This window comes from Pseudomonas syringae group sp. J248-6 (genome assembly GCF_032586995.1).
Lineage (GTDB): Bacteria > Pseudomonadota > Gammaproteobacteria > Pseudomonadales > Pseudomonadaceae > Aquipseudomonas > Aquipseudomonas amygdali.
This window is the reverse complement of record NZ_JAWHOP010000028.1, coordinates 27,867-51,412: the sequence shown is the minus strand read 5'-3', so window position 1 is coordinate 51,412 and position 23,546 is coordinate 27,867. Positions and strand designations below refer to the sequence as shown.

26 protein-coding genes are annotated in these 23,546 nt (G+C 59.2%); 11 read left to right on the top strand and 15 right to left on the bottom strand.

The annotated features are described in order from the left end of the window. Nucleotides 1-34: 34 nt before the first annotated feature. Together RYC17_RS24295 and betC are read right to left on the bottom strand one after the other, a co-directional pair. A complete protein-coding gene (locus RYC17_RS24295; protein ID WP_230017222.1) occupies nt 35-961 on the bottom strand; it encodes a choline ABC transporter substrate-binding protein in 927 nt (308 codons plus the stop codon). Nucleotides 962-998: 37 nt separating this feature from the next. Further along, nucleotides 999-2,504 (bottom strand): choline-sulfatase, encoded by a 1,506-nt coding sequence (gene betC / locus RYC17_RS24290; protein ID WP_058402468.1) that lies wholly within the window; start codon nt 2,502-2,504, stop codon nt 999-1,001. A 114-nt stretch (nt 2,505-2,618) separates the two neighbouring features. On the opposite strand from betC, the gene RYC17_RS24285 reads away from it, so the two are divergent. The 3 genes from RYC17_RS24285 to RYC17_RS24275 all read left to right on the top strand — a co-directional run bounded on the left by RYC17_RS24285 (nt 2,619) and on the right by RYC17_RS24275 (nt 4,976). Next, nucleotides 2,619-3,569, top strand: a complete 951-nt coding sequence (locus tag RYC17_RS24285; RefSeq protein ID WP_058402467.1) for a choline sulfate utilization transcriptional regulator — start codon at nt 2,619-2,621, stop codon at nt 3,567-3,569. A gap of 36 nt (nt 3,570-3,605) precedes the next feature. Next, nucleotides 3,606-3,938, top strand: a complete 333-nt coding sequence (locus tag RYC17_RS24280) for a DOPA 4,5-dioxygenase family protein (RefSeq protein WP_058402466.1) — start codon at nt 3,606-3,608, stop codon at nt 3,936-3,938. A 213-nt stretch (nt 3,939-4,151) separates the two neighbouring features. Beyond that, on the top strand, nt 4,152-4,976 hold the full coding sequence (locus RYC17_RS24275; RefSeq protein ID WP_316904608.1) for an alpha/beta fold hydrolase: 825 nt from the start codon (nt 4,152-4,154) through the stop codon (nt 4,974-4,976). 185 nt (nt 4,977-5,161) lie between these two features. Here RYC17_RS24275 and RYC17_RS24270 read toward each other — a convergent pair whose 3' ends face one another. The 3 genes from RYC17_RS24270 to trpB all read right to left on the bottom strand — a co-directional run bounded on the left by RYC17_RS24270 (nt 5,162) and on the right by trpB (nt 7,856). Continuing rightward, the gene (locus tag RYC17_RS24270) at nt 5,162-5,692 is read right to left on the bottom strand and encodes an anti-virulence regulator CigR family protein (RefSeq protein WP_316904607.1); all 531 of its coding nucleotides are present in this window, start codon (nt 5,690-5,692) and stop codon (nt 5,162-5,164) included. A gap of 125 nt (nt 5,693-5,817) precedes the next feature. After that, entirely contained in the window at nt 5,818-6,630 is an 813-nt protein-coding gene (gene trpA / locus RYC17_RS24265; RefSeq protein WP_058402463.1) for a tryptophan synthase subunit alpha, read from the bottom strand. Further along, nucleotides 6,627-7,856, bottom strand: a complete 1,230-nt coding sequence (gene trpB / locus RYC17_RS24260) for a tryptophan synthase subunit beta (RefSeq protein ID WP_316904606.1) — start codon at nt 7,854-7,856, stop codon at nt 6,627-6,629. The genes trpA and trpB overlap by 4 nt, the downstream gene beginning before the upstream one ends. Before the next feature lie 79 nt (nt 7,857-7,935). Here trpB and RYC17_RS24255 point away from each other — a divergent pair, with 79 nt between their 5' ends. Beyond that, on the top strand, nt 7,936-8,892 hold the full coding sequence (locus RYC17_RS24255; protein WP_316904605.1) for a LysR family transcriptional regulator: 957 nt from the start codon (nt 7,936-7,938) through the stop codon (nt 8,890-8,892). Here the strand turns inward: RYC17_RS24255 and RYC17_RS24250 are convergent, their stop codons facing one another. Continuing rightward, nucleotides 8,893-9,219, bottom strand: a complete 327-nt coding sequence (locus RYC17_RS24250; protein WP_003318456.1) for a YqjD family protein — start codon at nt 9,217-9,219, stop codon at nt 8,893-8,895. It lies immediately after the preceding gene. Nucleotides 9,220-9,384: 165 nt separating this feature from the next. Here RYC17_RS24250 and RYC17_RS24245 point away from each other — a divergent pair, with 165 nt between their 5' ends. Together RYC17_RS24245 and RYC17_RS24240 are read left to right on the top strand one after the other, a co-directional pair. Next, entirely contained in the window at nt 9,385-9,600 is a 216-nt protein-coding gene (locus tag RYC17_RS24245) for a dodecin (protein ID WP_003318455.1), read from the top strand. Nucleotides 9,601-9,748: 148 nt separating this feature from the next. Continuing rightward, a complete protein-coding gene (locus RYC17_RS24240; protein ID WP_058402460.1) occupies nt 9,749-9,973 on the top strand; it encodes a DUF1161 domain-containing protein in 225 nt (74 codons plus the stop codon). 139 nt (nt 9,974-10,112) lie between these two features. Here the strand turns inward: RYC17_RS24240 and RYC17_RS24235 are convergent, their stop codons facing one another. Continuing rightward, complete coding sequence (locus RYC17_RS24235) at nt 10,113-11,114, bottom strand: LLM class flavin-dependent oxidoreductase (protein WP_004660365.1); 1,002 nt, start codon at nt 11,112-11,114, stop codon at nt 10,113-10,115. A 212-nt stretch (nt 11,115-11,326) separates the two neighbouring features. Here RYC17_RS24235 and RYC17_RS24230 point away from each other — a divergent pair, with 212 nt between their 5' ends. Both RYC17_RS24230 and RYC17_RS24225 read left to right on the top strand, forming a co-directional pair. Beyond that, nucleotides 11,327-11,758: an OsmC family protein gene (locus RYC17_RS24230; protein WP_316904604.1), complete on the top strand. Its 432-nt coding sequence runs from the start codon at nt 11,327-11,329 to the stop codon at nt 11,756-11,758. A 118-nt stretch (nt 11,759-11,876) separates the two neighbouring features. Continuing rightward, nucleotides 11,877-12,110, top strand: a complete 234-nt coding sequence (locus tag RYC17_RS24225) for a DUF1161 domain-containing protein (protein ID WP_057403677.1) — start codon at nt 11,877-11,879, stop codon at nt 12,108-12,110. On the opposite strand, the gene RYC17_RS24220 is transcribed toward RYC17_RS24225, so the two are convergent. Then, entirely contained in the window at nt 12,111-12,455 is a 345-nt protein-coding gene (locus tag RYC17_RS24220; RefSeq protein ID WP_316904616.1) for a hypothetical protein, read from the bottom strand. Between the two features lie 107 nt (nt 12,456-12,562). After that, nucleotides 12,563-13,231, bottom strand: a complete 669-nt coding sequence (locus RYC17_RS24215; protein WP_316904615.1) for a hypothetical protein — start codon at nt 13,229-13,231, stop codon at nt 12,563-12,565. Between the two features lie 287 nt (nt 13,232-13,518). Here RYC17_RS24215 and RYC17_RS24210 point away from each other — a divergent pair, with 287 nt between their 5' ends. Then, nucleotides 13,519-14,574 (top strand): aminopeptidase, encoded by a 1,056-nt coding sequence (locus tag RYC17_RS24210; RefSeq protein ID WP_316904603.1) that lies wholly within the window; start codon nt 13,519-13,521, stop codon nt 14,572-14,574. A gap of 138 nt (nt 14,575-14,712) precedes the next feature. On the opposite strand, the gene RYC17_RS24205 is transcribed toward RYC17_RS24210, so the two are convergent. After that, a complete protein-coding gene (locus tag RYC17_RS24205; RefSeq protein ID WP_058402455.1) occupies nt 14,713-15,258 on the bottom strand; it encodes a gamma carbonic anhydrase family protein in 546 nt (181 codons plus the stop codon). A gap of 112 nt (nt 15,259-15,370) precedes the next feature. Between RYC17_RS24205 and prlC the strand changes: the two genes are divergently transcribed. After that, the gene (prlC, locus tag RYC17_RS24200; RefSeq protein WP_316904602.1) at nt 15,371-17,422 is read left to right on the top strand and encodes an oligopeptidase A; all 2,052 of its coding nucleotides are present in this window, start codon (nt 15,371-15,373) and stop codon (nt 17,420-17,422) included. Further along, nucleotides 17,419-17,706, top strand: a complete 288-nt coding sequence (locus tag RYC17_RS24195; protein WP_058402453.1) for a YheV family putative zinc ribbon protein — start codon at nt 17,419-17,421, stop codon at nt 17,704-17,706. Before prlC ends, RYC17_RS24195 begins: the two co-directional genes overlap by 4 nt. A gap of 87 nt (nt 17,707-17,793) precedes the next feature. On the opposite strand, the gene RYC17_RS24190 is transcribed toward RYC17_RS24195, so the two are convergent. The 5 genes from RYC17_RS24190 to abc-f all read right to left on the bottom strand — a co-directional run bounded on the left by RYC17_RS24190 (nt 17,794) and on the right by abc-f (nt 23,514). After that, entirely contained in the window at nt 17,794-18,021 is a 228-nt protein-coding gene (locus RYC17_RS24190) for a hypothetical protein (protein WP_002551360.1), read from the bottom strand. Nucleotides 18,022-18,233: 212 nt separating this feature from the next. Next, nucleotides 18,234-20,132, bottom strand: coding sequence for a cytochrome c/FTR1 family iron permease (locus RYC17_RS24185; protein ID WP_058402452.1), 1,899 nt, complete (start codon nt 20,130-20,132; stop codon nt 18,234-18,236). 161 nt (nt 20,133-20,293) lie between these two features. Next, the gene (locus tag RYC17_RS24180; RefSeq protein ID WP_058402451.1) at nt 20,294-20,926 is read right to left on the bottom strand and encodes a LysE family transporter; all 633 of its coding nucleotides are present in this window, start codon (nt 20,924-20,926) and stop codon (nt 20,294-20,296) included. Nucleotides 20,927-20,993: 67 nt separating this feature from the next. Further along, nucleotides 20,994-21,587 carry a mechanosensitive ion channel family protein gene (locus tag RYC17_RS24175; protein ID WP_058402450.1) on the bottom strand — a complete coding sequence of 198 codons (594 nt, stop codon included), beginning with the start codon at nt 21,585-21,587 and terminating at the stop codon, nt 20,994-20,996. A 16-nt stretch (nt 21,588-21,603) separates the two neighbouring features. Then, the gene (gene abc-f, locus RYC17_RS24170; RefSeq protein WP_005743916.1) at nt 21,604-23,514 is read right to left on the bottom strand and encodes a ribosomal protection-like ABC-F family protein; all 1,911 of its coding nucleotides are present in this window, start codon (nt 23,512-23,514) and stop codon (nt 21,604-21,606) included. Nucleotides 23,515-23,546 lie beyond the last annotated feature (32 nt).

Sequence of the window (23,546 nt, the reverse complement as noted above, 5' to 3'; positions counted from 1 at the left end):
ATTTGCGCCACGCCGCGTGCTCAAGACCTTACGCCTACAACCTGGCTTTCACCGCCGCCAGCCCATCCTTGCCATCAAACGTCCTCACGCCCTCCAGCCACTTGTCCAGCACCGCCGGATTGGCCTTGATCCAGGCCTTTGCCGCTGCGCTGTTGCTGACCTTGCTGTTCGCCACTTCGGCCATGATGCTGTTTTCCATGTCCAGGGTGAAGCTCAGATTGGTCAGCAGCTTGCCGACGTTCGGACAGGCTTGCGCATAACCCTTGCGGGTCAGGGTGAAGACCGAGCCGGTATCGCCAAAGTATTTCTCGCCGCCCTTGAGGTAATGCATACCTTTGATCTGCACGTTCATTGGATGCGGGGTCCAGCCGAGGAAGACCACAAACGCCTTGCGCTTCACGTTGCGATTGACCTCGGCGAGCATCGCCGTCTCGCTCGACTCGACCAGCTTCCATTTGCCCAGATCGAATTCGTTCTTCTTGATGATCTCCTGCAGCGAGAGATTGGCAGGTGCACCAGAGCCAATGCCGTAGATCTTCTGGTCGAACTTGTCAGCGAATTTATTCAGGTCGGCAAAATCATGCACGCCGGCGTCCCACACATAGTCCGGCACGGCCAGGGTGAACTCGGTGCCTTCGAGGTTCTTGGCCAATTGCGTTACATCGCCGGTCGCCACGAACTTGTCGTAAAAGCCCTGCTGCGCCGGCATCCAGTTGCCCAGAAAAACATCCAGCTTGCCGTCCTTCAAACCGCCGTAGGCAATCGGCACCGCGAGGGTGTCGACCTTGGCCTTGTAGCCCAGACCTTCAAGCACCACGCTGGCGATAGCATTGGTGGCCCCAATGTCACTCCAGCCCGGATCGGCCATTTTCACGGTGCTGCAACTAGCGTCCTCTGCCTGCGCCGCAAGGCTGCCGAATGTCATGACCGCGACCGCAACGGCTGTGGATAACTTCTTCATTGATGTACCCCTTTTGATTTTTTTGGTGTGGGCAGGGTCAAGGTTGCGGAAAACGTGCCTTACGCTCCAGATCGTCCAGATCAATGTGGTTGCGCATGTACTGCTGACTGGCGTCGACCAGTGGCTGGTGATCCCAACTCTTCAGCTTGCCGGTTGCCAGCGATTTGGCGACGAAGCGCCTTCTGCGCTGGCTGGCGAGCACCTGTTGGTGTATCGCCGGTATATCCCACTTGGCCCGAGCTTCGGCCAGGAAGTCATTGAACAGCTTTTCATGGGCGGGTGACTGGCTCAGATCCTTCTGCTCTTTCGGGTCCTTCTTCACATCGAAGAGCAGGCACGGGTCCTGCTCCGAATAGATGAATTTGTAAGCGCCGCGACGGATCATCATCAACGGGCTGGTCGTGCCTTCGGCCATGTACTCGCCGAATACCTCATCGTGCCCACCCTTGCGTTTCAGGTGCGGCATCAGCGAGCGTCCGTCCAGTGGCAACCCGGCGTCCAGTTTGCCGTTGGCCATTTCGACAAAGGTCGGCAGCAAGTCGGCAGTCGACACCGACGCACTGACCCGCCCCGGCTTGAACTGGCCCGGCGAGTACACCACCAACGGCACGCGGGCGGCCATTTCGAACCAGTGCATTTTGTACCAGAGGCCCTTCTCGCCCAGCATGTCGCCGTGATCGCCGGAGAACACCACGATGGTGTCTTCCGCCAGCCCGACTTCATCCAGCGTCTGCATCAGCTTGCCGACGTTCAGATCGATATAGCTGCACGCGCCGAAGTAGGCGCGGCGCGCATCTCGAATCTTGTTGGTCGGCATCGGCTTGTCCCACAGGTCATAGACCTTGAGCAGCCGTTGCGAATGCGGGTCCAGCGCGGCCTGATTGGCATGCGGCGTGGGCATCGGGATTTCGTCGTTGCTATACAGGTCCCAGAACGGCATGGGGATGGTGTAAGGGTCGTGAGGGTGAGTCATGGAAACGGTCAGGCAGAAAGGCGCGTTGCCGTCCTGGCGTACGTAGTCGTACAGATACTGCTGGGACTTGAACAGCACTTCTTCATCGAAATCCAGCTGGTTGGTACGAATGCACGGACCGGCCTGCAACACCGAAGACATGTTGTGATACCAGCTCGGACGCACATCCGGCTCGTCCCAGTTGACCGACCAGCCATAGTCGGCCGGGTAAATGTCACTGGTCAGGCGCTCTTCGTAACCGTGCAGTTGATCCGGTCCACAGAAATGCATCTTGCCTGCCAGAGCGGTCTTGTAGCCCAGCGCACGCAGATAGTGAGCGTAGGTCGGAATATCAGCCGGGAAGTCGGCTGCGTTGTCGTACGCGCCGATCTTGCTTGGCAGCTGACCGCTGACCAGTGTGAAACGCGATGGCGCGCACAGAGGGCTGTTGCAATACGCTGAATCGAACACCACGCCATCGGCAGCAAGGCGGCTCAGATTCGGCATCAGGATTGGAGACCGGGCGTAAAACGGCAACATTGGCGCGGCCATTTGATCGGCCATGATGAACAGAATATTTTTGCGCTTCATGTAATCGCTGCATCCCATTGTGAAAAGTTATGCGAAAGTGCTGGGTACGAGGATGAAGTCCTCGTGTTTGATGGTAAAGCCCATGCGCAGCAATGCCTAGGATAAGCACCGCTTATGTTTGAAGCTTTTGGCGATATGTCCCTCGACCTGCTGCGTGCCTTTGAAGTCGCGGCTCGCTTGCGCAGCTTCACTGCGGCGGCTATCGAACTGGGCACTACCCAGCCTGCCGTCAGCCAGCAGATCAAGCGCCTTGAAGAACAGCTGGCCACCCGCCTGTTTGACCGGATCTATCGCGGTATCGAGCTTACCGAAGCCGGCGAAATATTGTTCAGTCATGTGCAGGCTGGCCTGCAATCGATCGACAGCGGGCTGATAGCGATCACCGAACAGCACCAGCACGAAGTGCTTCAAGTGGCGACCGACTTCGCCTTCGCCGCCTACTGGCTGATGCCGCGCCTGCACCGTTTCCACAAGGTCAACCCGGACGTGGATGTCAGCCTGGTCACCAGCGAGCGTACCCACAGCATGTTACGCGCAGATATCGACGTTGCCGTACTGTTCGGCGACGGGCGCTTCAAGCAGGGCGAAAGCCATTGGCTATTCAGCGAAGAAGTCTTTCCGGTGTGCAGCCCGCAACTGATCGCGGGTCGCCAGACGCCGCTGCCCAACGAAGCACTGCGCGACTTTCCGCTCTTGCACCTGCGCGGCGAAAGCAGCAACAACTGGTTCGACTGGGCAGGCGTATTCCGCGCCCTCGACATCCCCCAGGCCCCTACGCCCGGCCAGCTGCGTTTCGACAACTACACCCTGCTCATCCAGGCCGCGATTGGCGGACAAGGCGTCGCCATCGGCTGGAAACACCTGGTCGACGACCTCCTCGACCAAGGCCTGCTCTGCCGCCCCATCGCCGGAGCCGCTATTTCCGGACAAGGCTATTACGTGGTTTTGCCCCAGCGCAAACGGCGAGTGCAAATCGTCCAGCAGTTCATGGACTGGCTGGCGAGTGAGCAGGCGTTGAGCGGGGTTTCGCTGGCGGGCAGGCCGTTGCCGTCGATTGCGGTGTAAGCAGGCGTTCATTTTTTGGTCAGGAAGGACTCATACATGCAAGACACCCACGGCTACCACGCCCATATCTATTTCAACGCCCAAACCCTGAACCAGGCCCGAGCCCTGTGCGAAGCCGCGACCGAGAAATTTGCGCTGCAGATGGGCCGCGTTCACCAAAAGCTGGTTGGGCCGCATCCGGACTGGAGTTGTCAGTTGGCGTTCGGGCATGAGCAGTTGGCTGACGTTACTTTATGGCTCGCGTTGAATCGCAATGGGCTGGTGGTGTTTCTGCATCCGTTGACGGGCGATGAGCTGCGCGACCATACCGACCATGCCATCTGGATGGGCGCGGTTCGGCCTTTGAATCTGGGCGCTCTAAGTGGCTGATAGCCAGCTTCTCGGCCGTTTTCCTTCAGCAATTACAAGCGCATTCCTCGTCGAAAAGATCGGTGTAAGATAGCTCCGCTGAAAAATGACCACTCGGTCCGTTGCAGCGCAAATTTCAACAAAATGGTCATGCATACGCGTCAACATCGATAAGCTGCCTTTCACGGGCTGCCTGAAATGAATGCTGAAAGACCAGACAGAGGATCATCAGAAATGCCGGATCTACTCATCGACGGTAAGACCCTTCACTACGCTGACCAAGGCACCGGGCCGGTTGTCTTGCTCGGTCACAGTTACCTTTGGGACAAGGCGATGTGGCGTGCGCAGATCGACACGCTGGCCAGCCGGTATCGGGTGATTGTGCCGGACCTTTGGGGGCATGGGGATTCCAGCGGTTTTCCGGAAGGCACCCGCAATCTCGATGATCTGGCCCGTCATGCGCTGGCGCTGCTGGATCATTTGAATATCGAGCGTTGCAGCATCGTCGGGTTGTCGGTGGGCGGCATGTGGGGGGCGATTGCTGCGCTGCTGGCGCCAGAACGCATCACCGGGCTGGTGCTGATGGACACTTACCTGGGCAAAGAGTCGGAAGCCAAGAAAGCCTACTATTTCTCGTTGCTCGACAAGCTGGAAGAGGCCGGTGCCTTTCCTGAGCCGCTGCTGGACATCGTAGTGCCGATCTTCTTCCGGCCAGGCATTGACCCGCAATCGCCGGTGTATCAGGCGTTCCGCGCGGCGTTGGCGGGTATGAAGGCAGAGCAGTTGCGCCAGACTGTCGTGCCCTTGGGGCGGATGATCTTTGGTCGCGATGACCGGCTTGGGCTGATAGAGCAACTGAATGCCGACACCACGCTGGTGATGTGTGGCGATGCGGATATCCCGCGCCCGCCTGAAGAAACCCGTGAGATGGCCGGCCTGATTGGCTGCCCTTACGTGCTGGTGCCTGAGGCGGGTCATATCGCCAATCTGGAAAACCCGGATTTTGTGTCAGGTGCGTTGATGACGTTTTTGGCGCGGGTTAATCAGCAGCAGGGTTGAGGCGGGCTGGTTTCTGCGCTGGGCCCTCAAGATCGGACGCGGAGCGTCCAGAACGGCATGCGACGCGGAGCGTCGCACGATAGTCGAGATTATCGTTCCTCACGCTCCAGCGTGGGAATGCCGTTCGTGACGCTCCGCGTCACAAGTCTGTGTGTCACCGCGCATTCAAGGGCGTCAGCAGACCATCAATTCAACACACCATCCAGAATCGCATACACAATCCCCGAACCCACGGCGATCAGTACGACGTCGGTGCCCAGGCGGCGCCATTCGTAGCCGTCATAATGTGGCAGGTATTGCAACGAGCGGTTGTCCAGGCGTTTGCCATAACCAGGTGGCAACGGACGGCCCTTGGCGATGTGTACGCCAGGTGGCAGCGGCTGGCCTCGGCCGATGACGTCGCGGTGCTGCTGGAAGGTCTCGCGTACCGGGCCGAAATCCTGTGGAGGGCGGTTGCCGCCACGGTTGTCCTGATGGGCCTGTCTGCGTGGCTGGCTACCCGGGCCCTTGTCTGGACCCCTGCCGTTATCGTTGCCCGGGCCGTGGTCATTAGCGCGCTCGTTATGGCCGCCGTTGTTCTGCGGTCCCTGCTGCTGGCCGCCGCGGTTGTCGTCCGGGCCATCACCGCGCTGGTCAGGCGGCGCCGCTTGCAGTAGCGGGCTGGCGCTGATCATCAAGATACCCAGCCCGGTGATAAAACGGTTTGGCAGTTTCATGGTGCTTCCTCAGCTTCACTCAATGCAGCAAAAAGGGGTTCATGACATTGGTCATGAACCCCTTGTGTCGTGCTACATAGAACCGCTGATAGCGCTTTGATTCCTCTGTATCAGAAACTTTACCCTCAGCCGCTGCGTGCGTTACGTACGCCTTCGGCCAATGCGGCGCACAGGGTCAACACGCCATCGATTGCCTTTTCAGGTGACTCGGCAGTGGCGATCTTATCAACGAACGCCGAGCCCACTACAACGCCGTCTGCCAGACGAGCAATGGCTGCAGCCTGCTCGGGTGTGCGGATACCGAAACCGACGCTGATCGGCAGACTGGTGTGGCGGCGCAAGCGCGCGATGGCTTCAGTGACATGCTCGGTGGTTGCCGAGCCCGCCCCGGTCACACCGGCAACCGACACGTAGTAGACAAACCCGGAGCTGCGCTCCAGCACACGCGGCAGGCGCGCATCGTCGGTGGTTGGCGTGGTCAAGCGGATGAAGTCGATACCGGATGCCTGAGCAGGCGTTGCCAGTTCGGCGTCGTGCTCGGGAGGCAGGTCAACGATGATCAGACCGTCAACGCCCGCTTCTTTTGCCTGCGCCACGAAGGCTTCGACGCCAAAGCGGTGGATCGGGTTGTAGTAACCCATCAGCACAATCGGCGTGGTCTGATCGTCGACACGGAATTCGCTGACCATCTGCAGGGTTTTCTGCAGGGTCTGGCCAGCGTCCAGAGCACGCAGGGTCGCTAGCTGAATCGCCACACCGTCGGCCATCGGATCGGTGAACGGCATGCCCAACTCGATCACGTCAGCACCCGCAGCAGGCAGGCCCTTCAGGACTTTCAGCGAGGTGTCGTAGCCTGGGTCGCCGGCTGTAATGAAGGTGACCAGCGCCGCACGACCTTCGGTTTTCAGTTGGGCGAAACGTTGTTCGAGACGGCTCATACCAGCTGCTCCTGAGTTTTTTCGGCGGCTGCCATATGGTTCATGACGGTTTGCATGTCTTTGTCACCGCGCCCGGACAGGCACACGACCATCAGGTGGTCGTCGCGCAGGTTGGTTGCCCGCTTCATGGCTTCGGCCAGTGCGTGAGCGGTTTCCAGTGCCGGGATGATGCCTTCGAGCAGGCAGCATTGATGGAAGGCATCCAGCGCTTCGTCATCGGTGATGCTGACGTACTCGACGCGTTTCACTTCGTGCAGGAAGGCGTGCTCCGGGCCGATACCCGGATAGTCAAGGCCTGCAGAGATCGAGTGCGCGTCGGTGATCTGTCCGTCGTCATCCTGTAGCAGGTAGGTACGGTTGCCGTGCAGCACGCCCGGTACGCCGCCATTGAGGCTGGCCGCATGCTTGTCGGTGCTGACGCCGTGACCGCCCGCTTCAACGCCGATGATTTCTACGCTGGCGTCATCAAGGAACGGATGGAACAGGCCCATGGCATTGGAACCGCCGCCGACACAGGCGACCAGGCTGTCCGGCAGACGACCTTCCTTCTCCAGCATCTGCTCTTTGGTTTCCTTGCCAATGATGGCCTGGAAATCACGCACCATCGCGGGATATGGGTGCGGGCCTGCCACAGTACCGATCAGGTAGAAGGTGTCGTCGACGTTGGTCACCCAGTCACGCAGGGCTTCGTTCATCGCATCTTTCAGGGTGCCGGTGCCGGAAGTGACCGGCACGATTTCAGCGCCCAGCAGCTTCATGCGGAACACGTTGGCCTGTTGACGCTCAATGTCGGTCGCGCCCATGTAGATCACACAAGGCAAGCCAAAACGAGCCGCGACGGTAGCGGTAGCAACGCCGTGCATGCCCGCGCCGGTTTCCGCGATCAGGCGTTTTTTGCCCATGCGCTTGGCCAGCAATACCTGGCCGATGCAGTTGTTGATCTTGTGCGCGCCGGTGTGATTGAGCTCTTCACGCTTGAAGTAGATTTTCGCGCCGCCACAGAACTCGGTCAGGCGCTCGGCGAAGTACAGCGGGTTTGGACGGCCCACGTAATCGCGCTGGAAGTAGGCCATTTCCTTGGCGAACTCCGGGTCGGCCTTGGCGGCTTCGTACTCGCGGTTGAGGTCTAGCACCAGCGGCATCAGGGTTTCAGCCACGTAGCGGCCGCCGAATGAGCCGAACAGGCCGTTGGCGTCGGGGCCGCTGCGGAAGTTGGTCTGGGTCATGAAGTGCTCCAGTTGCAGTATTGGGCGAATGGGTTGAGCCGTATTGGCAATGGGTCCACTTTAACCAGCGCACGGCTGGATGAAAACCGATAAGATCGCTGCAACCTGTCAGGAAAACTCACAGATCATGAGCCGCGACCTTCCTCCCCTCAACGCCCTGCGTGCCTTCGAAAGTACCGCCCGACTTGGCAGCGTCAGTCAGGCCGCTGAACAGCTGAACGTGACCCACGGTGCTGTCAGTCGCCAATTGAAAGTGCTTGAAGAACACTTGGGTGTAAGCCTGTTCAACAAGGACGGACGAGGCTTGAAACTCACAGATGCAGGCATTCGGTTACGCGATGTGAGTGGCGAAGCATTCGACCGGCTGCGCGGCGTATGTGCCGAACTGAGCAAGGGCAGCGCAGACGCGCCATTCGTGTTGGGGTGTTCCGGCAGCCTGCTGGCGCGCTGGTTCATACCGCGTTTGAGCCGCCTTAATGCCGAGTTGCCGGACCTGCGCCTGCACCTGTCGGCAGGTGAAGGCGACCTTGATCCGCGCCGGCCCGGCCTGGATGCATTGCTGATATTCGCCGAGCCGCCGTGGCCTGCAGACATGCAAGTGTTCGAACTGGCGAGCGAACGAATCGGACCAGTCTTGAGCCCACGCTTCGCGCGATTCGAGCGCTTGTGCGATGCACCTGCCGAAACGTTGCTGGAAGAGTCGTTGCTGCAAACCACATCGCGTCCGCAGGCGTGGCCAAGCTGGGCGCAGCAGAACGGTATCGACCCGCAGTCATTGCGTTACGGACAAGGTTTCGAGCATTTGTATTATTTGCTGGAGGCGGCCGTGGCGGGCCTTGGCATTGCAATTGCGCCCGAGCCTCTGGTCATCGATGACCTGAAGGCCGGTCGCCTGGCTGCGCCTTGGGGGTTCAGTGAAACCCCGGCGCAGCTGGCGCTTTGGGTACCCAGACGTGCGGCCGATGGACGGGCGCAGCAGCTTGCTCAGTGGTTAAAAAATGAGCTGAAGCGGTCCGGGGAACCGATCAAAAACTGATCAGTTACCGCGCTTGAACAGCATGTAGGCAGCGATCAGGCCAATGGCACCTACCGCAACACCAGCGGTGGTCCAAGGGTGTTCCTGAGCGTAATCACGGGTTGCCAGTGCGTTTTCGCGGGTTTTCTCTTTAACGTCTTCGTAGACATCGCTGAGCAGGCTGCGCGAATGGCTCAGTGCACTTTCAGCGTTGGCTTTCAGATTTTTCAGTGTCTTGCGCGACTCGTCGGTAGCGTCGGCTTTCAGGCCCTCGAGGGACTTCAGGAGGCTCTCGATCTCAGCTTCCATACTCTGCAACGAGGCTTTGCGAAGTGACGTAGTAGCCATGGTGTTTCTCCTGCAATGATGAGTGGGCGTGTTGTTTCCGACTCCGGGCTTTTTGGAAAGTGCGATGGGATTTTTGCAAAGGTCTGAACTTTTGCGCGCCTTCTCCTGACAGAAGCAGGGAGCGCGCTCTATATCGCGTCTTTTTCAGACCTCAGGAGAACTGCCATGTCGGATCATCACACGTACAAGAAAGTTGAAATCGTAGGCTCTTCCACTACCACAATCGAAGACGCCATCAACAACGCCCTGGCCGAAGCCAGCAAAAGCCTCGACCTGATGGAATGGTTTGAAGTGACCGAAACCCGCGGCCATATCGAAAACGGCAAAGTCGCGCATTTCCAGGTCACCTTGAAAGTCGGCTTCCGCATTACCAATAGCTGATGCCCTTCTGAACCTTTCGGCTGGCCGATTGCCATAACCTGCGCTACACACTCAGATATGGCCACACGGTTGATGTGTGGGCGTGGGGGTTTTCAATGGGCGCCTGTTCCGATGGCGTCTTCATTTGGCCGGACGAGAGGGATTACCCATGAAGAAGTTTTTGTTGGCTGTAGGCTTGCTGAGCATTGCAGGCACTGCCCTCGCGGCAGGCAAGCCATGTGAAGAGTTGAAAAGTGAAATCGACGCCAGACTCCAGGCGAAGGGCGTAACGTCCTACACGCTGGAGGTGGTCGAGAAAGGCAGCGCGGCCGACAAAGAAGTCGTCGGCACCTGCGAAGGCGGCACCAAGGAAATCGTTTACCAGCGCGGTTGATTGCCAGCCGGGCCTGACTTCGGTCGGTTCGCCCGGTTAATCCCGTTTGCAGGTTTCACGAACAGCATCGCCCCGGACTGTCATCCAGTCCGGGGCGATGCTGTTTTTGAAGCCCGCGTTGTTACCCGAAAGGTTGCTATCAGCCTTGTGCGACCTGCGCCAGAATCTCGTAGGACCGCAGCCTGTCCTCGTGCTCATACATGTCGCACGTGAAGATCAGTTCATCGGCATCGGTCTGTTCAAGCAGCACATCCAGTTTGGCGCGGATCTTGTCCGGGCCGCCAACCATCGCCAGCCCCAGGAAGCTCGCCACCGCTTCACGTTCATGCGGCAGCCACAGGCCGTCCATGGATTCGACCGGTGGGCGCTGCATCAGACTGTGCCCGCGCATCAGCGCCAGGATGCGCTGGTAAACAGATGTCGCGAGGTATTCGGCGTGCTCGTCGGTGTCTGCCGCGGACAGCGGGACGCCGAGCATCACGTAGGGTTTGTCGAGCACGGCCGATGGCTGGAAGTGATTGCGGTACACGCGAATCGCCTCATGCATGTAACGCGGCGCAAAATGCGACGCGAAGGCATACGGCAAACCGCGCATGCCTGCCAGTTGAGCACTGAACAGGCTCGAGCCCAGTAGCCAGATCGGCACGTTGGTGTCTGAGCCAGGAACAGCGATCACTTTTTGATCAGGCGTACGCGGCCCCAGATATTCCATCAGCTCGGTGACGTCATCCGGAAAATCTTCGGCGCTGCCGGAGCGTTCGCGGCGCAAGGCGCGAGCGGTCATCTGATCGGAACCCGGCGCGCGACCCAGCCCCAGATCAATCCGACCGGGATACAGGCTGGCCAGCGTGCCGAACTGCTCGGCAACCACCAGTGGTGCATGGTTGGGCAGCATGATTCCGCCAGCCCCGACACGAATGGTCGACGTGCCGCCTGCCAGGTAGGCGAGCAGCACCGAGGTCGCTGAACTGGCGATGCCGTCCATGTTGTGGTGCTCGGCCACCCAGAAGCGGTTGTAACCCAGCTTTTCAACATGCTGGGCAAGGTTGAGCGAGTTGCGCAGGGAATCGGCGGGCCCTTTGTCGTGGCGCACCGGCACCAGATCAAGGGTGGAAATTTTTACATCTGCCAGACGTTTCATAGGCCGGGGTAGCTCCTCAAATTGTGATGGGCTGGCTGCTGGAGCTGCCCACGATGAAACAGCAGTGCGGGCGCAAGTCTGGCTTTTCAATGGCAGGTAGATAAAAACCTACTTAAACGCTTGGTCTTTCCGACGGTTGAACTTTCCAGAGCCGTCCATCCTCAGAACCTTGTAACAGCATCGATCCAAATTCATTCCAAGAAGGAGCCACCATGAGCATCGTCAAGAAAGCATCCGCCCACTGGGAAGGTGATCTGAAAAGCGGTATCGGCAGCATTTCCACGGAAACCGGCGTGTTGCGTGAAGCGCCTTACGGCTTCAACGCTCGTTTTGAAGGCGGCAAAGGCACCAACCCCGAAGAATTGATCGGCGCGGCCCACGCAGGCTGCTTCTCGATGGCATTGTCCATGATTCTCGGAGAAGCGGACCTTAAGGCTGAAAGCATTGATACCGACGCCAAGGTTTCTCTGGATCAGGTCGATGGCGGCTTCTCGATTACTGCCGTGCACCTGACCCTCAAGGCCAAGGTACCAGGCGCTACACAGCAGCAGTTCGACGAACTGACTAACAAGGCCAAAGAAGGCTGCCCGGTTTCCAAGGTGCTGAACGCCAAGATCACTCTGGACGCTACGTTGTTGAGCTGATTCACAGCGAGCTTTGCGGGAGCGCCTTGTGCGCTCCTTCATCTCCTGTATAAAGCTGGCTTGCTTCATCGGTCATGCGTTCATTGGCGCATGGTTTGATTTTGATCAGGAGTCGAGCATGAAACGTTTTATTCTGGCAGTGACCTGTACCTTGCTGGCGACCAGCGCCTTGGCGGCACCGAAATCCTGTGAAGAACTCAAGGATGAAATCGAAGCCAAGATCCAGGCCAACAACGTCACGTCCTACACGCTTGAAATCGTCAGCAACGAAGAAGCCACCGACCCCAACATGGTCGTCGGCAGCTGCGACAACGGCAGTAAAAAGATCATCTACCAGCGTAACGATCGCTGATCAGATGCAGTGCACCCCGCCCTCTTCTTCCTCTTCGGCCACCACCTTGCGCTCTGCATCGTAAAGCCAGGCGTCGACGCTGTTCGCCAGTGAGCGTACTTCCAGCATATAGCGCTGCCCGGCAGCGAAGTGGTCGTATCGAACACTGACGTAACAAGTGATCTCGGTGTACTCGTCACTGATCATCCCCAGCCCGCCCGACCGGTACTCATAGTCATAACGCACCTGCAGCTCATGGCTGCCCGGCGTCACCTGAAAGTAACGCCCGTCGTAGGTGTTCTTACCATCCAGCTTGTCGCCCATGATCAACTGGCCGGTGATGGTGCGCATGTCGACCCACGCCATGTCCGTGCTGACCGCAGGCAAGGGACCTGCACATCCGGCGAGGATGGATAGAGTAAATGCGATTGGCGGTATCAGAAGACGGAATGGCACGGAGGTTGTACCTCTGCTTAAAAAGGTTTGGTGGCGAACGTTGACACGACTTGCTGTTGGCCATTCATCCAGTCTGCAGAAACCACGCAGCGTGTTTCAGTCAAACGTTGGATAACAGCAAAATCGCTTTTCAGGTTTCGTGAGAATATCGGCTCATGATGAGCAATTCGATTTCGAAGCAATCGAATTTGTTCGAGATCAGCCGCGATCTTTGCTCGGTGGGTCGATACAGTGAAACATTTTTCGAGGTTTGGGAAAAAGCGGTATAGGTAAGGGGCCCAGATACGACCTTCAAACCGTTTTGTGAACATTTTTTCCCAAAAGACGAATTTCAACTCTGCGATAACGGCGCCGGTTGTGCCACATTTCTGTCTGGCTCTTGCAAGCTCTTGTTTTGGCTTGAAAACCGGGCCTGTAACATTCGGCAAGCTCTGTTCGAAACCAGGGCTCCAAGGCCATCGGGGGCCGTAGACCGAAGCGATTGCGTCTGCAACACCGTTACGAACAATTACCTCGCACAGATGTAAAGGCGTAAGGAACGCTGCAGAGACGAGGGCGTTCCAGGCATATAAAGTAATGGCCTCATCAAGACCTCGGCCTACAGCGAGTGCTGCGTTTTCATACGTCGAAATCCGGGCAGAGGAAATGGACAATCTGATTGCTTTTGCGACCTCTAAAGCTGACATTGACGACAACTGCAAATCTCCTTATAGTCAGGCCACTAGCCGAGGGCCTAGCTGGCTTACGCCTCCCCCCACGGACAGATGATATAGCAATACCTAAAGCCCACCTGAACGGTGGGTTTTCTGTTTGTGTCTAATGAAAATAGCTTTTTACACGGGCGCACAGCTTGGTGCGTTCCAGCTCGTCAGTGGTTTGAGTCTCTGTAACCTTCAATCCTCATAACAGTTGCACATCCCCACTCCCCTCCTGCATAACATCACCGTACCCAAGCCACCAAAGCACTTCCTTCATGGCCACATTCTCCCTGCCACGCCTTCGACACCTGCCAGCGCTGACGGCCGTCACGCTGCTTGCCGGCTGTTCCAGCGTTTCCTACTACGGTCAGTTGGCTCAAGGACAGTGGCAATTGCTGCAGGCTCGCGAACCGGTGGCGAAGATCGTCGCTGACCCGAAGCGGGATGCCGGGCTGCGTGAGCGTCTGGCCCGTTCACAGTTGGCGCGGACGTTTGCCACTGAGCATTTGCATCTGCCGGATAACCAGAGCTATCGCCTGTATGCGGATCTGGGGCGGCCTTATGTGGTGTGGAATGTGTTCGCGACCGACGAGTTTTCGCTGGAGCCTGTCACGCATTGTTTTCCGATTGCCGGGTGTGTCGCGTATCGCGGTTATTACAGCCCTGGCGGGGCGCGTGGTGAGGCGGCGTTGCAGCGGCAGGCGGGTAAGGATGTGTATTTGAGTGGTGTGGAAGCCTATTCGACACTGGGCTGGTTCAATGACCCGATTCTCAGTTCGATGATGGGCTGGGGTGACGAGCGTCTGGCCACGCTGATTTTCCATGAACTGGCGCATCAGCGGTTTTATGTGAAAGACGACACCGAGTTCAACGAGTCCTACGCCAGCTTCGTCGAACAGGAAGGTACGCGGCAGTGGCGTGCGGCACGGGGGTTGCCGCCGGAGAGTGTTTCGCAGTCCGAACGGCGTGATCAGTTTACGCAACTGGTGCTCGATACTCGGGAGCGGCTCAAGGCGTTGTATCGCCAGCCGCTGTCTGCTGAAGTGATGCGCGCGCGCAAGGCTGAAGAGTTTGAGCGGTTGCGCAGTGACTACCGCAAGTTGCGTGATGAGCAATGGGCGGGCGACAAGCGTTTTGATGCCTGGATCAACAGCCCGATGAACAACGCCAAGCTGCTGCCGTTTGGCCTTTATGATCAGTGGGTGCCAGCGTTTGCGGCGTTGTTCAGGCAGGTGAATGGCGATTGGGTGGCGTTTTTCAATGCTGTGGAGAAGTTGGGAGGGATGCCGGTCGAGGCGCGCAAGGCGGCGCTACAGCGGTTGATGCCTTGATGGATTCTCGTTACTACGCTCCGCGTGGTAATGCCTTTCTGGACGCTCTGCGTCCGATCTTGAGTGAGCGGCGCTGTGCAGATTTGTGACGCAGAGCGCCACGGGATGCATTCCTACGCTGGAGCGTAGGAACGATAGTCAGGCCTGATCAAACCCCTCAGCCAGATGCTGATCCTTGAGCTTCACGTAATTAGTGGCGCTGTACGGAAAAAAGGCGATTTCCTTGTCGGTTAATGCACGCACCTGTTTGACCGGACGGCCGACGTACAAAAAGCCGCTTTCCAGCACTTTACCGGGCGGTACCAGGCTGCCTGCGCCGATGATGACTTCGTCTTCGACAACCGCGCCGTCCATGATCGTCGTGCCCATGCCGACCAGGATGCGGTTGCCGATTGTGCAGCCATGCAGCATGGCCTTGTGGCCGATGGTCACTTCGTCGCCGATCAGCAGCGGGAAACCGTCCGGGTTGAAGGGGCCTGCGTGGGTGATGTGCAGCACGCTGCCGTCCTGCACGCTGGTGCGGGCACCAATGCGGATGCGGTGCATGTCGCCGCGTACCACCGTCAATGGCCAGACGGAGCTGTCGGCACCGATTTCAACATCGCCGATAACCACCGCTGAATGGTCGACAAAGGCCCGTTCGCCGAGGGCCGGGGTGTGTTCCTGAAACTTGCGAATGGCCACGATAGGCTCCTTCTTTGGCAGTGATAGGCGTGCAGAGCGGGTTTGGTTGCTGCGGTCGGCGTCGATTGTAATTAAGATGGCTGGGTGTTTCTTCCAGCCAAGGTGCAAAACCGTGAGCGCGAACAACCCTCTTCTGCAATCGTACGACCTGCCACCCTTTTCGGCGATTCGTGCCGAACATGTCAAACCTGCTGTTGAAAAAATCCTGGCGGACAACCGTGCCGCGATTGCCGACATCCTCGCTAAACAGGGGTCGACACCGACCTGGGCCGGGCTGGTCCTGACGATGGACGAATTGAATGACCGCCTGGGCGCTGCCTGGAGCCCGGTCAGCCACCTGAACGCCGTGTGCAACAGCGCTGAGCTGCGCGAGGCATACGAGTCGTGCCTGCCCGCATTGAGCGCCTACTCCACCGAGATGGGCCAGAATCGCGCGCTGTTTCAGGCCTATGAAGCGCTGGCCAACGGCCCTGAAGCCGCCACCTTCGACGTCGGTCAGAAGACCATTCTGGAGCAATCGCTGCGCGACTTCCGCCTGTCCGGCATCGATCTGCCGCCTGAACAGCAGAAGCGTTACGCCGAAGTGCAGAGCAAGCTGTCGGAGCTGGGCAGCCAGTTTTCCAACCAATTGCTCGATGCCACTCAGGCCTGGACCAAGCTGGTCGCCGATGAGTCCGCCCTCGCCGGACTGACCGATTCTGCCAAACAGCAGATGGCTGCCGCCGCCAAGGCCAAGGATCTGGAAGGCTACCTGATCACGCTGGAATTCCCGAGCTACTACGCGGTGATGACCTACGCCGAAGACCGCGCACTGCGTGAAGAAGTCTATGCGGCATACTGCACTCGCGCGTCGGATCAAGGCCCGAATGCGGGCAAGAACGACAATACCCCTGTCATGGAGCAGATCCTCGACCTGCGTCAGGAACTGGCCCAACTGCTTGGCTACGCGAACTTCGCCGAGCTGAGCCTGGCAACCAAGATGGCTGAGTCCAGCGATCAGGTGCTGAGCTTCCTGCGTGACCTGGCCAAACGCAGCAAGCCTTTCGCGGCCCAGGACCTGGAGCAGCTCAAGGCCTACGCCGCCGAACAGGGCTGCCCGGATCTGCAAAGCTGGGACAGCGGTTTCTACGGCGAGAAGCTGCGCGAACAGCGCTACAGCGTTTCCCAGGAAATCCTGCGCGCCTACTTCCCCATCGATAAAGTGCTTGGCGGCCTGTTCGCCATTGTCCAGCGTCTGTACGGCATCGAGATTGCCGAGCAGAAAGGCTTCGACACCTGGCACCCGGATGTTCGTCTGTTCGAGATCAAGGAAAACGGCCAGCACGTCGGGCGTTTCTTCTTCGATCTGTATGCGCGCGCCAACAAGCGTGGCGGTGCCTGGATGGACGGCGCTCGTGATCGCCGTCGCACGGCTGAAGGCACGCTGCAAAGCCCGGTGGCCAATCTGGTGTGCAACTTCACGCCTGCGGTCGCGGGCAAGCCTGCGCTGCTGACCCACGATGAAGTCACCACGCTGTTCCACGAATTCGGTCATGGCCTGCATCATCTCCTGACCCGCATCGATCATGCCGGCGTATCCGGTATCAACGGCGTGGCCTGGGACGCAGTCGAGTTGCCGAGCCAGTTCATGGAAAACTGGTGCTGGGAGCCCGAAGGCCTGGCGCTGATCTCCGGTCATTACGAAACCGGCGAGCCATTGCCGCAGGACCTGCTGGAGAAAATGCTCGCCGCCAAGAACTTCCAGTCCGGCCTGATGATGGTGCGTCAGCTGGAGTTCTCGCTGTTCGACTTTGAATTGCACGCCACCCACGGCGATGGCCGCAGCGTACTTGAAGTGCTGGAAGGCGTTCGTGATGAAGTGTCGGTCATGCGTCCGCCTGCCTACAACCGCTTCCCGAACAGCTTCGCGCACATCTTCGCAGGCGGCTATGCAGCCGGTTATTACAGCTACAAGTGGGCCGAAGTGCTGTCTGCCGATGCGTTCTCGAAATTCGAGGAAGACGGTGTGCTCAACGCTGAAACCGGCCGTGCCTTCCGCGAAGCCATTCTGGCCCGTGGCGGTTCACAGGCGCCGATGGTGCTGTTCGTCGACTTCCGCGGACGCGAGCCGTCGATTGACGCACTCTTGCGTCACAGTGGCTTGAGTGAGGACGCGGCAGCATGACCGATACACCGGTAGTCATTACCAAGAAACGCTTCATCGCCGGGGCTGTCTGCCCGGCGTGCAGCGAGCCTGACAAGCTCATGATGTGGAGCGAAAACGACGTGCCGCACCGCGAGTGCGTCGGCTGCGGCTACAGCGATACGCTCAACGAGCAAGGTATTTCGATACCGAAGGAGCTGGGCACGCGGGTCAACAAGGTGGTGGTCAAACCGGCAGACCCGAAGGTGCAGGGTGTGCAGTTTTTTCCGAATCCGAAGTTGAAGAAGCCGGTGGATCCTGAGTGACGTGATCGGTCGGGTCAAACTGAAAGGTTCGTTCGTTTGAACGAACCTTTTTTATAGCTCGCCGCCTCAGGTTATCAGCGACAGAAATTACCAATCGGCCAATTCAGCCACCTTCTTCCTGAAGGCTAGCGCCAGAACCGTCAGCACTTCCTCATCCCTGCCCAGCTCGCCGAAAATCTTGTGATTTCCGTGCGGGTGCAGCCTGACCCAGGCTTGCTCTTGCAGGTCGTCGTCCTCATAAAACTGGATGGCTATTACAGGATGGTTATGTTGCTCGATATCTTCAGCCCACAACCGTATCTCATACTTTGCCATCACCCACCTCGTTCTCAGGTAAATGCGCCATTACCCGGCAGCCGAGTTGGCGTTTCCCTACAGTAGGGCGCGACTAAAAATGCGTCTACTGACAGAAATGGCAGGTGGTTGTTTGTACAGGAAGTTAAAACACGCGAGTAACAGGCTGGAACGGTATCGACTCGTTCATGGGCAAGCGGCGTGCACCGCTTGCCCATGAAGAAGGCGAAGCCTCAGCCTGCCGCCTGGAGCCTGCGTTTCTCTGCCAGACGACTTCTGCCGTACAGCACCGCAATGGCGGTCAGGGCAATGGCCTGTGCGCTCAGCGAGTACAGGTCAGCATGAATGCCCAGCCAGTCGAACTCGAAGAACGGCACGGGCCTTGTACCGAATATGCCCGCTTCCTGCAGTGCCTTTACGCCATGACCGGCAAACACCACTGACAGCGCGCACAGCAGCGCAGCGTTGATGCCGAAGAACAGCGACAGCGGCAGCTTCGCCGAACCGCGCAGGATGACCCACGCCAGGCCCACGAGCAGCACCAGCGCCGTGGCACCACCCGCCAGCACGGCATCGTGCCCGGCGGGTCCTGCCTGCAACCACAGGGTTTCATAGAACAGGATGACTTCGAACAGCTCGCGATACACCGAGAAGAACGCCAGCACCGCGAAGCCGAAACGACCACCGCCGCCGACCAGACTGCTTTTGACATAGTCCTGCCATGCGGCGGCATGACGACGGTCGTGCATCCACACACCAAGCCAGAGCACCATTACGCTGGCAAATAGCGCGGTGGCACCTTCCAGCAATTCACGCTGTGCGCCGCTGACGTCGATGACATACGCCGCCAGCGCCCAGGTACCCAGCCCTGCCAGCAAAGCCAGACCCCAGCCGATGTTGACGCTGCGCACCGCAGACTGCTGGCCGGTATTGCGCAGAAACGCCAGAATCGCCGCCAGTACCAGAATCGCTTCCAGCCCTTCACGCAGCAGAATCAACAGCCCCGAAACGTAGCTCAGCGACAGGCTCAGACCATCGCTGCCCAACAGCCCCGCCGATTCCTTGAGCTTGCCTTTGGCTGCTTCCAGCTTTTGGGCAACCTGCGCCAGCGGCAGGCTGTCCTGCAAGGACTGTCGGTAAGCCATCAGGCTTTTTTCAGTGTCCTTGCGCACATTGGCGTCGACGTTATCCAGTGAGCTTTCGACCAGTTCGAAACCTTCCAGATACGCTGCCACCGACAAGTCATAGGCCTGCTCGCGATCACCGCTCTTGTAGGCAGCCAGGCTTTTGTCCAGCGTTACACTGGTGTAATCCAGCAGTTGCGCCGGGCCGCGCTGCACCTGTGGCGGCTGCGCGCGCTGGGCACGGAAGGTTGCGCTGGCATCCGGCCCTTCGGCTGTCTGAACTTCGGCAGGTGTCTGGCGAGCCAGGTCGGCGATGTTGAAGGTCTTGGCCGGGTTGGCAACCGGTTGCGCACTGAAACCGGCGATATAGGTCGCGATGTCCCAGCGTTGGCGGTCGTCCAGTTGATCGGCAAATGCGGGCATGTCGGTCCCGGCGATGCCCAGCCCGGTCGCGTTGTAGAGATCATAAAGACTCAGGCGATCCAGCCGTGCCGAGTCACGCAGGTTCGAGGGAGGCGGCTCCAGACCGATGCCTGCCGGGCCGTCGCCTGCGCCGCTATCGCCATGACAGACCGAGCAATGCTGAGCGTAAAATGGCGCACCACGGGCCGGGTCCGGAGTAATGGCCGGGGCCTGGCTGACTTCGTAGGCAAGTGCGAGCTTCGCACTCAACTGCCGCGCCTGACGAGCGACCTGTACACCGTCCTGTCGACTCGCCACGGCGTTTTTCAGCTGCGTGACGGCCTGCTCCAGATCAGCGCGCTCTGCGCGTTGCGGCAGGGCCACGACGAGGCTTTGCAGCGCTGCCAGGTTGTCGACCTGCTGCTGATACTCCGCGGTATTCACGACCTTGCCATCCGCCACAGTGGCCGGGTAGTCGGCACCCAGATAATCCAGCAGATGCAACGCCTGGGCTGCGCCCTCGACAGGATCAGCCAGCGTGACGCCGCTGCACAGCGCCAGTAGTGGCATCAGCAGCCAGGCAAGGAAACGAGAACGGAGGGGCATTGCAGAATCTCGACAGGAATGCGATGCGGTGCATTGTTAACGCCGCAAGAGCACTACTCAAGAGTCGAGGTCTATTTTTGTTACTGAATCTTACATTCGGCTTTCAGATAACCTTTGAACAGGACGTTTGCCCGTTCAAAGGCTTGAAGAGGTTGGCAGATTTACGCCGTACCGCGATGCAGCGTGGCCAGAAACCCCGCGGCCCCTACGAACAGACTGGCAAACGTACGATTCAGGCGACGCTGCTGGCGAGGTGTCTTCAACATGCGCAGCACCTTCGACGCCAGCCCGGTGTAGCCGGCCATCACGATCAGATCGACCACGACCATGGTCGTCGCGATGATGACGTACTGGATGAGCAGCGGAGCAGCCGGTTCGATGAATTGCGGCAAAATCGCCAGCATGAAGATCAGGGCTTTGGGGTTGCTGATATTGACCAGAAAACCGCGGATCACCAGTGTCATCGGTTTGCCGACAGGACGCACGGCAGACTCGTCGCCAAGGTCAGTAGGCAATGCACGCCATTGCTTGATGCCGAGATAGACCAGGTATGCCACGCCGAACCACTTGATCAGCGTGAAGGCCATCTCGGAAGCTGCCAATACCGCGCCAAGCCCGGCAGCAACAATCGCGATTTGCGCCACCAGGGCAATTTGCAGCCCCAGGGCATTCCAGTAGCCGCGCAGGAAACCGTATTGCAGGCCGCAGGACATGGAGGCGATAGCGCCTGCGCCAGGGGAAAGGCTGATAATCCAGCAGGCTGCAAAGAAGCCCAGCCACGTTTCAAGCGCCATAACACACCTCAAGCAAAGTCGAATGCCCGATAAATTAGTGGTTAACGCTTTGGAAGGCTAACTATTTTTAATCCTGCTCGTCAGGCTGCTTCGCAACCACCATCTGTGGAAACAGATCACTGCCGCGCCAGCGCCGGACCGACTTCTGGAAAAACTGGCTATTGGGCACCTGAACCAGCGCGCCACCGGCTTCCGGGGTCTCGATCAGGGTGGTGAACATCAGATTGATGGCGACCACCCGCCCCTTCACGCCCGGCTTGTCCAGCGTATCGACCAGCTCGACCATGTCACCGATGCGGAACGGGCCGATGGTGAAGATCAAAATGGCGCAGAGCAGGTTCGACAGCACGCTCCACATCGCGAAGAATGCCACCGCCGCGACGGCGACAAAGCCGGACAGGGCCGTCCACAGCACCGTAGCCGATACCCCGAGCCGGCCGAGGACGAAGACGAAAGCGCTGCCCATGATCAACCAGCGCAAGCCGCCACGCACCGGCACCAGCAGCTCTGGCGGCAATGGGTAGCGCTCGCCCAGACCGGTCAGAAAACCGCCCACGATGCGCTGCAATACATAACCGGCCAACAGGATCAGCAGAATCTGCACACCGATCAGCAACGGTTCAAGCCAGTACGCGGATACCGGCAAGCCCAACATATCCATCACTTTCCCGCCCCACTCACGACAATGCTTCCAGTTCGGCTTGCATGGACTCCAGCAGTTCCAGTGCCTGCATCCAGGCGTCTTCCAGCTCGGACTCACGTACTTTCAACTTTGCCTGCTCGGCCAGCAGGTCGCGCAGTTTGTCCTTGTTGGCCGCCTCGTAGTTGGTGCTATCCGCCAGCGCTTCTTCGACCTTGGCGAGTTTTTCATTCACCAGCCCAAGGTCACGCTCCAGCTTGTCGGCTTCACGCTTGTGCGGTGCCAGTTGCTGACGCAAGGCCGCTGCCTGCTGACGCTGGGCTTTCTTGTCAGTCTTGTCGGCGTTGACTGGCGTGGTGCTGACCGGGGCGTTGCGCAGGCGGTAATCGGCCAGCCAGCGCGTGTAGTCATCCAGATCGCCGTCGAACTCCTGTACGCGGCCGTCAGCCACCAGCAGGAAGTCATCGGTGGTGCTCTTGAGCAAGTGCCGATCGTGAGACACCACCAGTACCGCGCCACCGAACTCCTGCAAGGCCATGGTCAGCGCCAGGCGCATCTCCAGGTCCAGGTGGTTGGTCGGTTCATCGAGCAGCAACAGGTTGGGCTTTTCCCAGGCAATCAGCGCCAGCGCCAGACGCGCTTTCTCGCCACCGGAGAAATTCAGCACCGGCTCATCCAGACGCGCGCCACGGAAATCGAAGCCGCCGAGGAAGTCGCGCAGTGTCTGTTCACGTTCAGTCGGTGCCAGACGCTGCAAGTGCAGCAATGGCGTGGCCTTGGCATCCAGTGAGTCAAGCTGATGCTGGGCGAAGTAGCCGACGGTGAGGTTTTCACCTCGAACCAGTCGACCGCTCTGCGGCTCAAGCTCGCCAGCCAGATTTTTGATCAACGTCGACTTGCCCGCGCCGTTGGGGCCCAGCAGGCCGATGCGCGCGCCCGGCGTGAGTTGCAGCTTGACCTTCTCGAGGATGGTCTTGTCGCCGTAACCCAGACGCGCGTCTGACAGATCCAGCAACGGGCTGGAGATCTTGTCGGATTCACGGAAAACGAAGTTGAACGGCGAATCGACGTGCGCGGCGGACAGCTCTTCCATGCGCTCCAGTGCCTTGATCCGGCTTTGTGCCTGACGGGCCTTGGTGGCCTGGGCCTTGAAGCGCGCGATGTACTTTTCCATGTGCGCGCGTTGCGCCTGCTGCTTCTCGTAGGCCTGTTGCTGCTGGGCCAGACGTTCAGCACGAGCGCGCTCGAACGCGCTGTAGCCGCCACGATAGAGGGTGATCTTGCGTTGCTCGACGTGAGCGATGTGATCGACCACAGCGTCCAGAAAATCCCGGTCGTGGGAAATCAGCAGCAAGGTGCCGGGGTAGCTTTTGAGCCAGTCTTCAAGCCATAGAATGGCGTCGAGGTCCAAGTGGTTGGTCGGTTCGTCGAGCAGCAACAGGTCGGACGGGCACATCAGCGCCTGCGCGAGGTTCAGGCGCATACGCCAGCCGCCGGAGAAACTGCCGACCTGACGTTCCATCTGTTCGTTGGTGAAACCCAGCCCGGCCAGCAGCTTGCGCGCCCGCGCGTCTGCGGTATAACCGTCGGCGCTGTCGAGCTCCGAATGCAGACGCGCCTGAGCAGCGCCGTCCTGCGCGGCTTCCGCTTCGGCCAGCAGACGCTGAACCTCGCGCAGGCGCTCGTCGCCGTCGAGCACGTAGTCCACGCCCAGGCGCTCAAGGGTGTCGACCTCCTGACGCATATGCGCGATACGCCAGTCGGCGGGCAGCAGGCAGTCACCGGCGTCGGGCGTCAGCTCGCCACGCAGCAAGGCGAACAGGCTGGATTTACCGGCGCCATTGGCACCGATCAGACCGGCTTTATGGCCGGCGTGCAGAGTCAGCTCGGCGTCTTCTAGCAGACGTTGCGGACCACGCTGTAAGGTAAGGCTTTGAAGTCGAATCATAATGGCGGCGGAGTCTACCAGCTTCGTCCTGA